At 63.9% G+C, this 15,274-nt stretch carries 13 protein-coding genes and 1 pseudogene; 12 read left to right on the top strand and 2 right to left on the bottom strand.

The genetic code is table 11. The annotated features are described in order from the left end of the window. Positions 1-72: 72 nt before the first annotated feature. The 8 genes from G542_RS0110205 to G542_RS0110240 all read left to right on the top strand — a co-directional run bounded on the left by G542_RS0110205 (position 73) and on the right by G542_RS0110240 (position 10,686). A complete protein-coding gene (locus tag G542_RS0110205; RefSeq protein WP_012696857.1) occupies positions 73-393 on the top strand; it encodes a 4a-hydroxytetrahydrobiopterin dehydratase in 321 nt (106 codons plus the stop codon). Beyond that, entirely contained in the window at positions 390-1,259 is an 870-nt protein-coding gene (rsgA, locus tag G542_RS0110210) for a ribosome small subunit-dependent GTPase A (protein WP_027824036.1), read from the top strand. Before G542_RS0110205 ends, rsgA begins: the two co-directional genes overlap by 4 nt. A gap of 58 nt (positions 1,260-1,317) precedes the next feature. After that, positions 1,318-3,771, top strand: a complete 2,454-nt coding sequence (locus tag G542_RS0110215; RefSeq protein ID WP_034985572.1) for a heavy metal translocating P-type ATPase — start codon at positions 1,318-1,320, stop codon at positions 3,769-3,771. Positions 3,772-4,336: 565 nt separating this feature from the next. Then, positions 4,337-4,843 carry a MarR family transcriptional regulator gene (locus G542_RS0110220; RefSeq protein ID WP_012696852.1) on the top strand — a complete coding sequence of 169 codons (507 nt, stop codon included), beginning with the start codon at positions 4,337-4,339 and terminating at the stop codon, positions 4,841-4,843. A gap of 39 nt (positions 4,844-4,882) precedes the next feature. Next, positions 4,883-6,286 (top strand): efflux transporter outer membrane subunit, encoded by a 1,404-nt coding sequence (locus tag G542_RS16580; RefSeq protein ID WP_081666806.1) that lies wholly within the window; start codon positions 4,883-4,885, stop codon positions 6,284-6,286. 15 nt (positions 6,287-6,301) lie between these two features. Then, positions 6,302-7,441 (top strand): HlyD family secretion protein, encoded by a 1,140-nt coding sequence (locus G542_RS0110230; RefSeq protein WP_012696850.1) that lies wholly within the window; start codon positions 6,302-6,304, stop codon positions 7,439-7,441. 9 nt (positions 7,442-7,450) lie between these two features. Next, positions 7,451-8,995: a DHA2 family efflux MFS transporter permease subunit gene (locus G542_RS0110235; protein ID WP_027824038.1), complete on the top strand. Its 1,545-nt coding sequence runs from the start codon at positions 7,451-7,453 to the stop codon at positions 8,993-8,995. Between the two features lie 116 nt (positions 8,996-9,111). Then, entirely contained in the window at positions 9,112-10,686 is a 1,575-nt protein-coding gene (locus tag G542_RS0110240) for a methyl-accepting chemotaxis protein (protein ID WP_162142350.1), read from the top strand. A 107-nt stretch (positions 10,687-10,793) separates the two neighbouring features. Here G542_RS0110240 and ppa read toward each other — a convergent pair whose 3' ends face one another. Further along, a complete protein-coding gene (ppa, locus tag G542_RS0110245; protein WP_012696847.1) occupies positions 10,794-11,327 on the bottom strand; it encodes an inorganic diphosphatase in 534 nt (177 codons plus the stop codon). 135 nt (positions 11,328-11,462) lie between these two features. On the opposite strand from ppa, the gene coq7 reads away from it, so the two are divergent. Beyond that, positions 11,463-12,083 carry a 2-polyprenyl-3-methyl-6-methoxy-1,4-benzoquinone monooxygenase gene (coq7, locus tag G542_RS0110250; RefSeq protein WP_012696846.1) on the top strand — a complete coding sequence of 207 codons (621 nt, stop codon included), beginning with the start codon at positions 11,463-11,465 and terminating at the stop codon, positions 12,081-12,083. Positions 12,084-12,122: 39 nt separating this feature from the next. Continuing rightward, complete coding sequence (gene msrB / locus G542_RS0110255) at positions 12,123-12,527, top strand: peptide-methionine (R)-S-oxide reductase MsrB (protein WP_027824040.1); 405 nt, start codon at positions 12,123-12,125, stop codon at positions 12,525-12,527. Here msrB and G542_RS16585 read toward each other — a convergent pair. Further along, positions 12,481-13,428 carry a LysR substrate-binding domain-containing protein gene (locus tag G542_RS16585; RefSeq protein WP_051190011.1) on the bottom strand — a complete coding sequence of 316 codons (948 nt, stop codon included), beginning with the start codon at positions 13,426-13,428 and terminating at the stop codon, positions 12,481-12,483. The genes msrB and G542_RS16585 overlap by 47 nt on opposite strands. 126 nt (positions 13,429-13,554) lie before the next feature. Here G542_RS16585 and G542_RS0110265 point away from each other — a divergent pair, with 126 nt between their 5' ends. Continuing rightward, the gene (locus G542_RS0110265) at positions 13,555-14,532 is read left to right on the top strand and encodes a TDT family transporter (protein ID WP_027824041.1); all 978 of its coding nucleotides are present in this window, start codon (positions 13,555-13,557) and stop codon (positions 14,530-14,532) included. Positions 14,533-14,875: 343 nt separating this feature from the next. Further along, positions 14,876-15,274 (top strand): annotated as a pseudogene (locus tag G542_RS16590) (transposase); the annotation flags it as partial.

The raw sequence follows: 15,274 nt of genomic DNA on the forward strand, positions 1-15,274 counted from the left end.
GCGTCCCGGCTCCAGGAAGCAGGATTGCCCCGCAGCCTGACTTCCGTACCACCGTCTTTTCCGGAGACTGTCATGAATCCGCTGGTCCACCAACACTGCCAGACATCCGCACCGCTGCTGTCGGCTGCCGACATCTACACCCTGTCGTTGCTGGTACCGGCATGGAAGACCGACGCCGGTGCCCTGGCACGGACGTTCGACTTTGCCGACTACGCCGCTACAATGGCGTTCGCCGGTGCCATCGGCTGGCTCGCCGTGCGCGAGAATCATCATCCGGACCTTGGCATCCATTTCAACCGTGTCGTGGTGCATTACTGCACCCATGACGCTGGCGGCCTGACCCGCAACGATTTCGTGTGCGCCGCCAAGCTCGACCTACTCTATCTTCTGTGACCCAATCCTCCGGACAAATCATCAAGAGCCACGGCCGCCGTTACGTTGTCGAAGCCAGCGACGGCCGCCGTTATGACTGCACCACGCGCGGCAAGCGCACCGACTACGCCTGCGGCGACCGGGTCGACCTCCTGATCCACAACGACGAACAGGCCGTGATCGAACGGGCACAGCCGCGCCGCAGCCTTTTGTACCGGCAGGACGACTTCCGCCAGAAGCTGATCGCCGCCAACGTCACCCAGCTGGTGGTGGTACTGGCTGCCGTGCCGACTCCCGCTCCCGAGTTCCTCGACCGCTGCCTGATTGCCGCCGAAGCCAGCGATATCGCCACGCTGATCGTGCTCAACAAGTGCGACCTGCCGCAGACTGCCGGGCTGCGTACCAGCCTCGGCTTTTACCGCGAGATCGGCTACGACGTGCTGGAGCTTTCGGCACTGGGCGACATTTCGGCCCTGCGCACCCGGCTGGCCGGCCACACCAGCGTGCTGATCGGCCAGTCCGGCATGGGCAAGTCCACCCTCACCAATGCCCTGGTACCCGAGGCACGGGCACGCACCAACGACATTTCCGAGGCACTCGATACCGGCAAGCACACCACCACGCATGCCGAGCTTTACCATCTGGACGCGCACAGCGACCTGATCGACTCTCCCGGCTTGCAGGAGTTCGGGCTGTCGCATCTTGAAGCCACCGGACTGGCGCACTGCTTTCCGGAAATGCGCCCGCTGCTGGGACACTGCCGCTTTCACAACTGCGCCCATCTGGTCGAACCCGGCTGCGCGCTGCTTGCTGCCCACGCCGCACACGAGATGGCCGGCCAGCGGCTGCCGCTCCTGCAAAAGCTCACGCGCCAGCTCAAGCGCTGATTGCCCTTGTCATGACTGGTACGTGAGCCGGATGGCTGTCGCAGGTAGAATGGCAGCCATGACCGAATCCTGCTTTCACTGCGGCCTGCCGGTGCCTGCCGGCGCCGATTTCCCCGTCCGCTACCGCCAGTCACCCCATGCCACCTGCTGTGCCGGCTGCCAGGCCGTGGCGCAGACCATCATCGACGCCGGGCTGGACGACTATTACCAGCACCGCACCGAAGATGCCCGGCGGGCCGAGCCGCTGCCGGCCGACCTGCTGGAGCAGATCCGGCTTTATGACGCACCCGAGCTGCAACAGAGCTTCGTGCATTGCGAAGGCGACGAGCGCGAAGCGGCGCTGATGCTGGAAGGCATCACCTGTGCCGCCTGTGTCTGGCTCAACGAGCAGCACCTGAAAAAGCTGCCGGGCGTACTGAGCGTGGACGTGAACTACTCCAGCCTGCGCGCCCGGGTGAAATGGGACGACAGCCGCATCCACCTGTCACAGATCCTGGAAGCCATTGCCAGCATCGGCTACCGCGCCCACCCGTATGATGCCGACCGCCAGGAAAAGCTGGCGCAACAGGAACGCAAAAGCCAGATCAACCGCCTGTGGGTGGCCGGCCTGTCGATGATGCAGGTGATGATGTACGTCGTGCCGACCTATCTGGCACCGGACGGCGACATCGACCCGCAGTGGCTGTGGATGCTGCACTGGGCCAGCCTGGTCCTGACCCTGCCGGTGGTGCTGTATTCGGCGTGGCCGTTTTACAAGGGTACCTGGCGTGACCTGCACAGCCGCCGGGTCGGCATGGACGTGCCGGTCACCATCGGCATCCTCACCGCATTTTTCGCCAGCTGCTGGGCGCTCTTCCGCCACATCGACCACGGCATCTATTTCGATTCGGTGTCCATGTTCGTGTTCCTGCTGCTGGGTGGACGCTATCTGGAAGGCATCGCGCGGAGACGGGCCGGCGATGCGGCCGAGCGGCTGGTCAAGCTGATTCCGGCTTTCACCCACCGGCTGGCCGGCTGGCCTGCCAGCCGTGAGGCACACGTGGCCACCGTCGCCAGCGTGCGTTCGGGTGATGTCTTGCTGATCAAGCCCGGTGACACCCTGCCGGTGGACGGCGTGGTGCTGGAAGGCGAATCCAGCCTGAACGAATCCCTGCTGACCGGCGAAAGCCTGCCGGTACGCAAGCAGGCCGGTGATGCGGTGATTGCCGGCTCGGTCAATACCGCCAGCCCGCTGGTTATCGAAACCAGCCATGTGGGCGAAACCACCCGGCTGGCCGGCATCGTGCGTCTGCTGGACCATGCCATGGCACAAAAACCGCGGCTGGCCGTGCTGGCCGACCGGGTGGCCGGCTGGTTTGTCGCCGGCCTGCTGCTGGCAGCAGCGGCGGCTTTCTGGCTCTGGTACGGCATCGACCCGGACCGGGCCTTGTGGATCATGGTGGCCGTGCTGGTGATTTCCTGCCCGTGCGCCCTGTCGCTGGCCACGCCGGCGGCCCTCACCGCGGCCGGCGGTGCACTGGCCGACCATGGCGTGCTGCTGGCACGCGGCACGGCACTGGAAAGCCTCGCCCGCGTCACCGACGCGGTGTTTGACAAGACCGGCACCCTGACCACCGGTGTGATGCAGCACAACGCCACCAGCCTGCTTGATCCGCAACTGACCGAAGCCGAAGCCCTCACGCTGGCCCGCGGGCTGGAATCCGGCAGCGAACACCCGATTGCCCGTGCCCTGCTGGCCACGGGCGAGTCCGTTCCGCTGGCTACCGGCATCAGCAATCATGTCGGCGCCGGGGTCGAAGGCCGGATTGACGGTCGCCGCTACCGGCTTGGCAAACCGGAATTCGTAGCGGAGCTGACCGGCACGCCGCTGGCGGCATCCGAAGCGTTTGGCGGCACCGACAGCATCGTGGCGCTGGGGTCGGACACCGGCTGGCTGGCGCTGTTTGCCATCGGTGACCGCCTGCGCGACGAAGCCCGTGCCATGGTCGACAGCCTGCACGCGCGCGGCATCCACGTGCATCTCGCCAGCGGCGACAGTCAGCGCGTGGTGGATGGCGTGGCTGGCCGGCTCGGCATTGAAGACGCCCGGGCCAACCTGACACCGGAAGCCAAACTGGCGCTGGTCACGCGTTTGCAGGCAGAAGGACGCACGGTGCTGATGGTGGGTGACGGCGTCAACGACGCACCGGTGCTGGCGCAGGCCAATGTCAGCGCCGCCATGGGACAGGGGGCAGACGTGGCCCGGCTGAGCGGCGACATCGTGCTGATCGGCGAAGGACTGACGCCGCTGCTGCCAGCCCTCACCATCGCCCGTCGCACCCGTACCATCATCCGCGAGAATCTGGCCTGGGCTGTCGGTTACAACGTGGTCGCCCTGCCGCTGGCCTTCATGGGCTGGGTGACACCGTGGCTGGCCAGCCTCGGCATGGCTGCCAGTTCGCTGCTGGTGGTCGGCAATGCGCTGCGCCTGTCCCGGCAACCGGCATCACGCACCGTACGGCCGAAGGACTGATGCAGACAGAGGCCCGGCAATGCCGGGCCTGTTTTCTGGCTGATCCGTGCATGAGGTCATTGACGCAATGCAGGCCGGAGGAGCAATGCCTGGCGCACCGGTTTCCGGGCAGCACCACACTCTCTGCCAGACCGGCAGGCCACCCGGTTTTCATTCAGCAGTCCGCACGGCTTGCCCGCAGGATCAGGGGCAGCCATGCCGTGATCGTCATGACTGGCAAATGACTACCTGCGCTCCGGCGTACCGGATGCACACCCTTGCAGCAGCAAGGCTGCCTTGCCGGACGTACTGGCATCCGGTCTGGCAAAATCCGGCAGGACATCCGTCAAGACACGCTGCCCGTCTTGATGTCGCGACACACGCATCCCGCAGCCTCATTGCTCCCGGACACAGCAGAACACAGCACAGGCATCCCGTCACGACACAAGCTGGCTGACACAACCGTACCCCGGAACCGGCATGCAACCCAGGCGGCACCAACCGGTCATGCAAAACGTCTGATGCAGCGCATTTTATTGATGCCAATGCATTGACCAGATTAGTAACCTGCGTTACTTTCACGCACATGACATCCTGCAATCCGCTCCTGCATCTGGAAGACGCCATCGGCGAAATCTCCCGCAAGATGCCCGGCTCTCCGCGCACCGAGATCATGCTGACCCGGCTGCATTTCTATGTGCAGCTGCAACTGGGCGCCTGGTTTGAGTCCTCTCTCAAGCCATACGGGCTTAACCATTCGGCCTGGCTGGCGCTGATGCTGATCTACTCGCGTCCGCAGGAACGCGTCAGCCCGTCGGACATCTCGGCCACGCTGGCCTTCTCGCGCACCAACGCCACCCGGGTGGTGGACGAGCTGGAAGGACGCGGCTGGATCCAGCGTCACCCCTGTCCGGACGACCGGCGCAAGACCGAACTCGGCCTGACCGAAGCCGGCTACCAGCTGATCCGTGAGGTCATGCCGGTACACCGGCAGCGCATGCGCGACGCCTGGCAGGATTTCACCCCCGAAGAGCAAGCCCAGTTCATCGCCTTGCAGCGCAAGCTGCTGACGCGGCTGGAAACCGGATCGTAGGATTTTTTTCCTCCAGATAGTCACGCAGGTGACAATTTTATGGTTAACAGAATATCTCCCCTCCACTGGCTGTTGCTCAGTGCCGGACTGCTGACGGCGTGTGCCAGCCCCACGGCCATGCAGCCTGCCGCCCGCCCGCTTGATGCCTCCGTCTACGGACAGGATGCCACTGCCGTACCGGATGCCGCCACGCAAGGCGCATGGTGGCGGGCCCTGCTCATTGCCGAACTGGACCAGCTGATCGACGACGCCCGCCGCCAGCATCCCTCACTGACCGAAGCCCTGGCCCGTATCCGGGCAGCCACGGCCAGCGTGCGCCTGACAGCAGCCGGCGCCGGGCCGCAGATCGATGCCAATGCAGGCACCGAACGCGCCCGCGAATCCGAGTATGGTCTGCTGCCGCCACCCATCGGCGGCAGCTGGTACAGCCTGCACGCCCTGTCGGTCGACATGGGCTGGCGGCTTGACCTGTGGGGACGCATCCGCTCCCAGACCGCCTCGGCCGAAGCCCGCCGGCTGGCAGCCCGGCTGGAATACCAGGCCAGCGAACAATGGCTGGCCAGCGCCATCACCGCCCAGTACCTCGAACTGGCCGGCAGCCGCCTGCAAGCCGACGCAGCCCGTCAGGAACTGGATCTCGCCCGCCAGCAGGCACGCCAGGCCGCCAGCCTGCTGCGTAGCGGACTCGTTACCGCTGACGTGCCGGACAGCCTGCATGCCGACCAGCTGGCACTGGAAAGCCGGATCACCCAGTTGCAGGCCCGGGAACAAACCGCAGCCCACGCGCTGGCCGCACTCAGCGCCCAGCCGCAGGACCGCATTGACCGGTTGCAGGCCCGGCAACTGCCGGACTGGTCGTTCGACAGCGCCACCCTGACCACCCGGGCGCTGGCAGCCCGGCCGGACGTGCAGGCAGCCCTGGCCTACGTACGCGCCAGCGAACACTCGGTAGATGCCGCCAAAGCGGCGTTTTACCCCGACCTGACCCTCGGGGCCTTCATCGGCCTGCAAGCGCAGAACACCGCCGACCTCTTCAGCCGTGCCGGCAGCATCGCCGGCATCATGCCGGGCATCAGCCTGCCGCTGTTTCACGCGGGAGCCCTGAATGCCGAGCTGGATGCGCAAAGCGCCGGCCGCGATACGGCCATCGCCCGCTACAACCAGACCCTGCTGACCGCCATCCGTGAAGCTGCCGACGGCGTCAGCCAGACGCAGGCCGCCCGCCAGCTGTGGCAACAGGCGCAGTCACGCCACGCCACGCTGGCGCAGCTGGCCCGCCGCAGCCAGAGCCGTATCCGCAGCGGGCTGGCCGCGCCCATGCAGGCACTGGCCGATGCCCGCCAGTCCAGCGCCGCATGGCAACAACACCTCGCTGCCCAGACCAGCACTCTGCTGGCGCAAACCGCCCTGATGCGTGCGCTGGCCGTTCCCGCCCCTCTCTGACAGGTTGACCGGATCATGTCCTCCCGAGAACTCTTGCGCCGCAAGGCCCTGCTCAAACTCACGGCAGCCCTGCTGCTTGTTGCCCTGCTGATGCTGCTGTACTGGTGGTTTTACGTCCGCGGCCTTGAAACCACCGATGATGCTTACAGTGCCGGCAACCTGATTCCGGTGTCGGCCCAGACTGCCGGCACCGTCACCGTCGTCGGCGCCGACGACACCCAGCGCGTCAAGACCGGGCAGGAACTGGTCCGGCTTGACGATGCCGACGCCCGGCTGGCCGTCGCCCGCGCCGAAGCCGAACTGGCGCAGACCGTCCGCCAGACCCGCACCCTGATCACCGGCCAGACCCGTCTGGAAGCCGTCGTGGCCGAGCGCCGGGCACTGGTGGCCAAGGCAGCCGGGGATCTCAAGCGCCGCGAGGCCGCCAGCGCCGACCAGTCCATTGCCCTCGAAGACCTGCAACACGCCCGCGATGCCTACAGCCAGGCACAGGCCGCCCTGCAAACCGCCGAAGCCGAATTGCAGGCCCAGCGCGAGCTGGTGATGAATGATGCGGTTGCCAAGCATCCGCAGGTTGCCCGCGCCGCAGCCCAGCTGCGCGAAGCCGCCCTGATGCTGGAGCGCACCCGCATCGTGGCGCCCATCGACGGGCAGATCGCCAAGCGCAGCGCCCAGATCGGCATGCGGGTACAGACCGGTGCGCCGTTGATGGCACTGGTGCCGTTGCAGACCATGTGGGTGGATGCCAACTTCAAGGAAAGCCAGCTCAAGGACATCCGCATCGGCCAGCCGGTGACTGTCCACGCCGACGTGTACGGCAACGATGTCAGCTATCGCGGCCAGGTTGCCGGGCTGTCAGCGGGTACGGGCAGCGTGTTTTCGCTGCTGCCGCCGCAAAACGCCACCGGCAACTGGATCAAGGTGGTGCAGCGGGTGCCGGTGCGGATCACGCTGGATGCCCGCGACCTTGCCGCCCACCCCTTGCGGCTGGGTCTGTCGATGCACGTCAGCGTCGATACGCGCAGCCAGGACGGCCCGCTGGTGACCGATGCGCCGGTCGGCAAGCCGGTCTTGCAGACCGGGGTGTATGACGGCCAGCTGGAGCGGGCCAACCGCATGGTGGCCGACATCATCGCGGCCAACAGCGCACGGTAAGGTGCCACGATGACGCACCCTCCGCTTTATGGCGCCCGCCGGTTCTGGGTGACGCTGGCCCTGTCGCTGGCCGTGTTCATGCAGGTGCTGGACACGACCATTGCCAACGTGGCCATCCCTACCATCGCCGGCAACCTTGGTGCCTCGTCCAGCCAGGGCACCTGGGTGATCACCTCGTTTGCCGTAGCCAACGCCATCTGCATTCCGATCACCGGCTGGCTGGCCAAGCGGCTGGGCGAAGTCAGGCTGTTCCTGCTGTCCACGGCCGGTTTCGTGGTGACCTCGTGGCTGTGCGGCATGGCACCGAGCCTTGAGACACTGATCCTGTTCCGCGTCATGCAAGGCGCGCTGGCCGGGCCGATGATTCCCCTGTCGCAAAGCCTGCTACTGGCAGCCTACCCCAACGACAAGAAGGGCATGGCGCTGGCCCTGTGGTCGATGACGGTGGTGGTGGCGCCGATCTTCGGACCGATCCTGGGCGGCTGGATTTCCGACAACTGGCACTGGAGCTGGATTTTCTTCATCAACGTGCCGGTCGGCCTGCTGGCACTCTTTCTGAGCTGGAAAGAACTGCGCCACCGTGAAACCGGGCTGGTCCCCAGACCGATCGACCGCATCGGCCTTGTCCTGCTGGTCATCGGGGTGGGTGCACTGCAACTGATGCTGGACCGTGGCAAGGAGCTGGACTGGTTTGAATCGCAGGAGATCATCCTGCTGACGGCAGTCGCCGTGGTGGCACTGGCGTATCTGGTGGTGTGGGAGCGGCACAGCGAACACCCGGTCATCGACATCTCGCTGTTCCGCCACCGCAATTTTTCGGTCGGCGTGCTGTGCCTGAGCATCGGCTTCATGCTGTATTTCGGTACGGTGGTACTGATGCCGCTGCTGCTGCAAACACAGATGGCCTACACCGCCACGCAGGCCGGTCTGGCCATGGCGCCGATCGGCATCCTGCCGGTGCTCCTGTCTCCGGTCATCGGCAAGGTGGCCCACCGGGCCGACCTGCGCTGGATCATCACGGCCAGTTTCCTGATCTTCGCCCTGTGCTTTTACTGGCGCACGACGTTCAATCCGGACATGCAGTTCAGCTGGGTAGTGTGGCCGCAGTTCGTGCAAGGGGCCTCCGTGGCCGGTTTTTTCATGCCCTTGACCATGATCGCCCTGGCCGGGCTGCGCGCCGACCAGATCGCCAGTGCCTCCAGCCTGTCGAATTTCCTGCGCACGCTGGCAGGCTCCATCGGCACGTCGGTCCTGACCACGCAGTGGGAACGGCGCGAGGCAGTGCATCACGTGGCGCTGTCCTCCGACATCCAGCCCTACTCCCACGCCACCCAGCAGGCGATGACGCAAATGCAGGATGCCGGCATGAACAGCCTGCAATCGTCGGCCTATCTGGCGCAGGAGATTACCCGGCAGGGGTTTTTCATCGGAGCCAACGAGATTTTCTGGCTGGCTTCCATCCTTTTCGTGCTGCTGGCCGGGCTGGTCTGGCTGGCCAGACCACCGTTCAAACCCGCTGGCAGCGGGGGTCCTGCCGTGGATGCCGGCCACTGAACGCAAAACAGGTCAGTGAACCGGGCTGTCTCTTTATAGGACTATTGAATTAACGTACCATTCATAGATATTTACACGAATGGTATATGTTGATGACCCTCAGGAAGCAGCTTTTGATGGCATTTACGGCAAGCATTTCCTTGCTGCTGGGTGCCGTGGTTTTTGCCTTGTTGTCGCTGGCGCAAGTGAACCAGCAGTTTTACCAGCTGACCCACCGCGAACAGGTCCTGTTCGAGCATCTGTCTTCTGCCTACGCACAGGGCCTGCAAGCCGGACAGGCCTTGCGCAACATCCTGCTTGATCCGGCCAACCAGCGCGGGCATGACAACCTGAAAAAAGCCCAGCAGGACCTGGCGACCCTGCTGGACGGAGCCGAGCAACTGGCCGACCCCGCCATGCAGCCGGTGATTGCCGGCCTCAAGACCAGCAATGCCCGGCGCAATGAAGTCATCGCCAACATCCTCACGCAGGTCAACACCGACATCGAACAGGCCAAGGCGATCCAGAACCAGCAGGAAACACCGATCTGGCGCGAGATGAAAGACGTCCTGCTGGAACAGCGTGCCAAGACCCAGGAAATCGCCCAGGCCAAGGAAAACGAGGTCGCCCTCATCATTACCCGGTCGCAGCAGATTGCCTCGGCGCTGGCCTTGCTGGCCGTACTGACGGCCATCGGATCAGTGTGGTGGATGCTGCGCTGCCTGCGCCGCAGCCTCGGGGCCGACCCGCAGCAGGTGGCCGACATTGCCCACCATGTCGCCGCCGGCCGGCTTGACATTGCCATTCCGGCCGCCGAATCCAGCAGTGCCATGGCTGCCATGAAGCTGATGCAGCAAGGGCTGGCCGGAATGGCGCAGGACATCCGCACGAATTCATCCAGCCTGTCGAGCTATGTTTCCGATCTGCGCAACCGCAGCGAAGACCTGTTCGGCCGCATTTCACAGCAGGGCGAAGTCATGGCCAGCATGGCCGGCTCGGTGGAGGAAATGTCGGTGTCAGTCAACCATATTGCCGACTCCGGCCAGAGCATCATGCAGCGGGTCAGCGAGGGCAGCCAGCGTTCGGCCGAGGGCATCGTGGTGGTCGATCAGGCCATCGAGGGCATGAATCTGGTCGAGCAGCGCACTCGCGGCATCGCTTCGGCCCTGGGTGAGCTGCACGCCGAGTCGGAAAAAATCCGCAGCATCGTGAACGTGATCCAGGAAGTGGCCGAACAGACCAACCTGCTGGCGCTCAATGCGGCCATCGAAGCGGCCCGCGCCGGAGAAAGCGGCCGCGGCTTTGCCGTGGTGGCCGACGAGGTACGCAAGCTGGCCGAGCGCACGGCACAGTCGACCGTAGAAATCGAGTCGCTGATGACGCGCATCCAGTCCGGCATCGATGACGCCGACCGGCTGATGAGCGAGGGCACGGCGGCCGTGCAGCAGGAACGGCAACTGATCATTGAAGCCGGCACGGTCATCCGGGCGCTGGATGCCTCCAACAGCCAGGTACGCGAAGAAGTGACGCTGATCGTGCAGGCCATCAACGAGCAAGGAGCGGCCAGCGAAGAGGTGTCGGCCAGCATCGAGGCCGTGGCCCAGCTGTCGGAAAAATACCGGACTGAACTCGACAGCAGCCTGGCGGCACTCAACGACACGGCCAGACTGGCCGAAACCATGAAGTCGGTGACGGACCGCTTCCGGATCTGACACCGGTTGCGGCCACAGACAAAAACGCTCCGCCGGTCATCCCGGCGAAGCGTTTTGCATGGCTTTCCAGCCGGTGGCCGGCCAGAGACCGCATGCAAGGAGGTGGATCAGCCCTTGCTGGTCACGCGGGCAGCGCCGTCCAGCAGTTCTTTCCGGGCGTCTTCCATGTCACCCCAGCCGGTGATCTTGACCCACTTGCCCTTTTCCAGATCCTTGTAGTGCTCGAAGAAGTGCACCATCTGGTCACGCAGGAGCTGCGGCAGGTCTTCCAGCTTCTGGATGTCCTTGTACATCGGGCAGATCTTTTCGACCGGCACGGCCACGAGCTTGGCGTCGATGCCGGCTTCGTCTTCCATCTTGATCATGCCGAGGGCACGGCAGCGCACCACCACGCCCGGCTGGAGCACGAACGGGGTCACCACCAGCACGTCAACCGGATCACCATCGTCCGACAGGGTCTGCGGCACGAAACCGTAGTTGGCCGGGTACATCATCGAGGTGCCCATGAAGCGGTCAACGAAGATCGCGCCCGAGTCCTTGTCAAACTCGAACTTGATCGGTGCAGCGTTGGCCGAGATTTCGATCACGACGTTGAAATCGTTCGGCAGATCCTTGCCGGCCGGGATACGGTCCAGATTCATCGGGGGCTCCTTGCGGGAATATCGTTTCGTTGGAATGGGGGCACATGCCCCGTTATCAAAAGCGCGGCAATTATAACGGTCAGGCAGCGCTGGCACTATAATTGCCGGCTACGTTGACTGCACAGAAGCCACATCATGCTCGACAAGCTGATCATCGAATTCGACAAAGGGCTGCGTACCGTGTTTGCTCCGGCCCAGACCCTGCGCCCGCATCCGGACACCGGACTGGAAGAAGCCGGACTGAGTGACCTGGAAAAACGCCATGCCCTCGGCCTGATGCGCGTCAACCACTGCGGCGAAGTCTGCGCGCAGGCGCTCTACCAGGGACAGGCACTGACCGCCCGTGACCCCGCTACCCGCGAGGCCCTCAAGGAAGCGGCCTGGGAAGAAACCGAACACCTGGCCTGGACCGAAAAGCGCATTGCCGAGCTGGGCGGCCGCAAGAGCCTGCTCAATCCGCTGTGGTATGGCGGTTCGCTCGCCATGGGCATCACTGCCGGTCTGCTGGGCGACCGCTGGAACCTCGCCTTTCTGGAAGAAACCGAGTATCAGGTCGAAGCCCACCTGAACGAACATCTGGCTACGCTGCCGGAACAGGATGCCAAAAGCCGCGCCATCGTCACCCAGATGCGCGACGACGAGCACCGGCATGCCGAAACCGCCCATGCACTGGGCGCAGCGGCCATGCCGGCTCCGGTCAAGGGCCTGATGCACCTGACTTCACAGCTGATGAAAAAAACCAGCTACCACATCTGATCCCGGCGCCTGCACGCCGGCAACCGGAAAGCACGCGACATGGATACCGTCCGCAAGACCGACGCCGAGTGGCAGGCGCAGCTGACGCCCGAGCAGTATTACGTCACCCGCCAGGCGGGGACCGAGCGTCCGTTCAGCGGTCCCTTTTACCGGCACACCGAACGTGGACGCTACCGCTGCGTCTGCTGCGGTGCCCTGCTGTTTGCCTCGTCCAGCAAGTTTGACGCCGGCTGCGGCTGGCCGAGCTTTTGGGAAGAGGCCGAGCCCGGTGCCATCAGGCGCCTGCGCGACACCAACCACGGCATGATCCGCACCGAAGTCCGCTGCGTACGCTGCGATGCCCACCTCGGGCACGTCTTTGAGGATGGCCCGCCACCGACCGGCGAGCGTTTCTGCATCAACTCGGCTGCCTTGGTGTTCGAAGCGGCTGATCCGGCACCGTAAGGCCGTCATCCGGCTGGTCACCCAGCCGTACCAGATCGTCCAGCATCCTGGCCAGTTGCGGCGGCAGGTAGCGGCTGCGCAAAGTCACCAGATTGAGCATGCGCGACAGGGGCTGCGCCAGCTGCAAACGGCATATCTGTCCCGAAGCCAGCAACGCGGCAGCCGCATCAGCCGACACCAGTGCCAGCCCCAGCCCCGCCGCCACGGCCTGGATCACGCCGGCACTGGCGTTGAGCTCAAAGCCGACCTGCCACTGCGTCAGGCGTGATGCAATCAGCTGCTCGAACTGCGCCCGGCTGCTGGAACCGGGTTCGCGGATTACCCAGGTCTGCCGTTCCAGCGCCGTCACCGGCAATGCTTCGCACTGCGCCAGCGGGTGCCCGGCCGGTGCAATCAGCCATAGTTCGTCACGCCGCCACGGCCGCACGGTCAGCGCCGGGTCCAGGCATTCGCCTTCTATCAGTACCACATCAAGCGTCAGCTGCTGAAGGCCGGCCACCAGTTGCGCGCTGTTGAGCACGCTGGCGGCCAGCCGCAGGTCCGGATACGTCTCGCGCAGTCTTGCCACCACTTTGGGCAGCAGATAACTGCCGATGGTGCTGCTGGCACCCAGCCGCAAAGTGGCCGGCAATTTTTCGGGCGCGCGGAACAGGGCCTCGATTTCCCGTGCCCGCAACAGCAGTTCGTCTGCCATCGGCAGCAGGGAAGCCCCATTGGCATTCAGCCGCAGATGCGGATGCTGACGGTCAAACAACTGGACACCCAGCTGTTTTTCCAGCTCTTGCAGCGACTGGCTGACTGCTGCCCGTGTCAGCGCCAGCTCTTCGGCCGCCTGTCCGAGGTTGCAGTGCCGGGCTACGGCCATGAAGACATTCAGTTGCCGCAGGGTCAGCCGGTTCATATGGTTTTTCTTTATGTTGTTTAAACAATATTCAGATATTTTTGATGTCCGTCCAGGGGTACAGTCATGTCATTGATGGCTTGCGGTCCAGTCTTCCGCACCGGCCTCACCGACAGGAGAAACAACATGACTGCACAACCTACCCTGCGCGAGCGGCTGGCCAAGGTGCCGACCCCGATGGGAGGTCTGGCACTCGGCATTGCCAGTCTGGGATGGGCGTGGGAAAACCTGATGCCGGCCCACGGGCTGTTCCAGCTTGCCGGAGCCGGAGTGGCAGCCATCCTGCTGCTGCTGCTGCTGGCCAAGTTCATGCATCACCCCCGGCTATTATGGGTGGACTTGCAGAATCCGGTTGCCGGCAGTGTCATGCCGACCATGGCCATGGCCCTGATGGTGATTGCCAAGGCCGTGTCACTGTTCAGCCTGCCGGTTGCCGAAGCGGTCTGGCTTTTTGCCATTGCCCTGCACCTTGTGTTTCTGGCCATTTTTTCCTACCACCGCTTCCGGGCTTTCCGGCTGCACCACATGGTGCCCAGCTGGTTCGTGCCGCCGGTCGGGATCATCGTGGCTGCCGTCACCTTTCCTGGCGGACCGTGGCTGTGGCTGGCACAGCTGATCTGCTGGTTCGGCATCATCTGCTATCTCGTCATGCTGCCGGTCATGCTGTACCGCCTGGTGTTTTCGGCTGAAGTACCGGATGCAGCCAAGCCGACCATTGCCATTCTGGCTGCACCTGCCAGCCTGTCGCTGGCCGGTTACCTGACAGTGTTTGCCACGCCTTCGCCGTTGATGGTGGGGTTGCTGGCCGGCATTGCCGTCCTGATGACGGCCATCATTTACCTCTTTTTCCTGCGCCTGCTGCGCCTGCCGTTTTCGCCCGGTTATTCGGCCTTCACTTTCCCGATGGTGATCGGCGCCACCGCACTCTACAAACTGTCGGTCCTGATCGGCAACTGGGGATTCGCCGCCCGCTATGCAGAGCAGGTGCACGCGCTGGCAACCTTCGAACTGATCGTTGCGGCACTGGTCATTGCCTACGTCAGCCTGCACTATCTCTACAACTATCTGGTGCGTGTCATTCAGGCAGACGCCACGACCGCTTAAGTTAAATACCACTCCGTTCAAGATGGTATTTTTTATACTTTAAAATCAATATTCTATTTTATTTTTTGTCTTGTCTCGTCCTTACGAGACCTGTTGAAACTGATACAAAGTGGCATACTGACTGGCATACCAGCAAGGCCTTGTTGCAGAAGTCCTGCCGAGCTACTTGGGTAGTGCGAGGTAGACTGGTCCCATGAACCCGCACAAGCTCCGCTATCGCACCCCCCACTGGCCTGAATACAACCGCAGCCTGCAGAACCGCGGTAATCTGACGGTGTGGCTGTCACCCCACATGACCTGGCTGGGTGGACGTACCGGGGCTAACGGGTGACCAGCGGTTTACACCGATGCCGTGATTCAAACGGTGCTGACACTGAAGTTGTTGTTCAAGCTCGCCTTGCGGCAAGCGCGCGGGCTGGAGTGGCCGGTACCCTGTTTCAGCACCGTCAGCCGGCGGCAGGCCACCCTGACCGTCACTATTCCGGTGCGGCGGCAGACTGAACCCTTGCATCCGCTGGTCGACAGCACAGGGCTCAATATCTGTGGCGAAGGCGAATGGAAGGTCAAAAAGCATGGCACCGAATACCGCCGGACCTGGCGCAAGGTCCATCTGGCCATTGATGCTGAGACGCTGGATGTCCGGGCAGTGGAGATGACCGGCCACCGACAGGGAGACACCACACAAGCGGAAGAACTGTTGTCGCAGCTGGACCCGGCAGAGCTGCTGGCGAGCGTCAGCGGT

Source organism: Laribacter hongkongensis DSM 14985, assembly GCF_000423285.1.
Lineage (GTDB): Bacteria > Pseudomonadota > Gammaproteobacteria > Burkholderiales > Aquaspirillaceae > Laribacter > Laribacter hongkongensis.

Bases quoted from the DNA above. Each gene is read 5' to 3' on its own strand.
- G542_RS0110205 (WP_012696857.1), top strand. From the start codon at position 73: ATGAATCCGCTGGTCCACCAACACTGCCAGACATCCGCACCGCTGCTG.
- G542_RS0110215 (WP_034985572.1), top strand. From the start codon at position 1,318: ATGACCGAATCCTGCTTTCACTGCGGCCTGCCGGTGCCTGCCGGCGCC.
- G542_RS0110220 (WP_012696852.1), top strand. From the start codon at position 4,337: ATGACATCCTGCAATCCGCTCCTGCATCTGGAAGACGCCATCGGCGAA.
- G542_RS16580 (WP_081666806.1), top strand. From the start codon at position 4,883: ATGGTTAACAGAATATCTCCCCTCCACTGGCTGTTGCTCAGTGCCGGA.
- G542_RS0110230 (WP_012696850.1), top strand. From the start codon at position 6,302: ATGTCCTCCCGAGAACTCTTGCGCCGCAAGGCCCTGCTCAAACTCACG.
- G542_RS0110235 (WP_027824038.1), top strand. From the start codon at position 7,451: ATGACGCACCCTCCGCTTTATGGCGCCCGCCGGTTCTGGGTGACGCTG.
- G542_RS0110240 (WP_162142350.1), top strand. From the start codon at position 9,112: ATGGCATTTACGGCAAGCATTTCCTTGCTGCTGGGTGCCGTGGTTTTT.
- ppa (WP_012696847.1), bottom strand. From the start codon at position 11,327: ATGAATCTGGACCGTATCCCGGCCGGCAAGGATCTGCCGAACGATTTC.
- coq7 (WP_012696846.1), top strand. From the start codon at position 11,463: ATGCTCGACAAGCTGATCATCGAATTCGACAAAGGGCTGCGTACCGTG.
- msrB (WP_027824040.1), top strand. From the start codon at position 12,123: ATGGATACCGTCCGCAAGACCGACGCCGAGTGGCAGGCGCAGCTGACG.
- G542_RS16585 (WP_051190011.1), bottom strand. From the start codon at position 13,428: ATGAACCGGCTGACCCTGCGGCAACTGAATGTCTTCATGGCCGTAGCC.
- G542_RS0110265 (WP_027824041.1), top strand. From the start codon at position 13,555: ATGACTGCACAACCTACCCTGCGCGAGCGGCTGGCCAAGGTGCCGACC.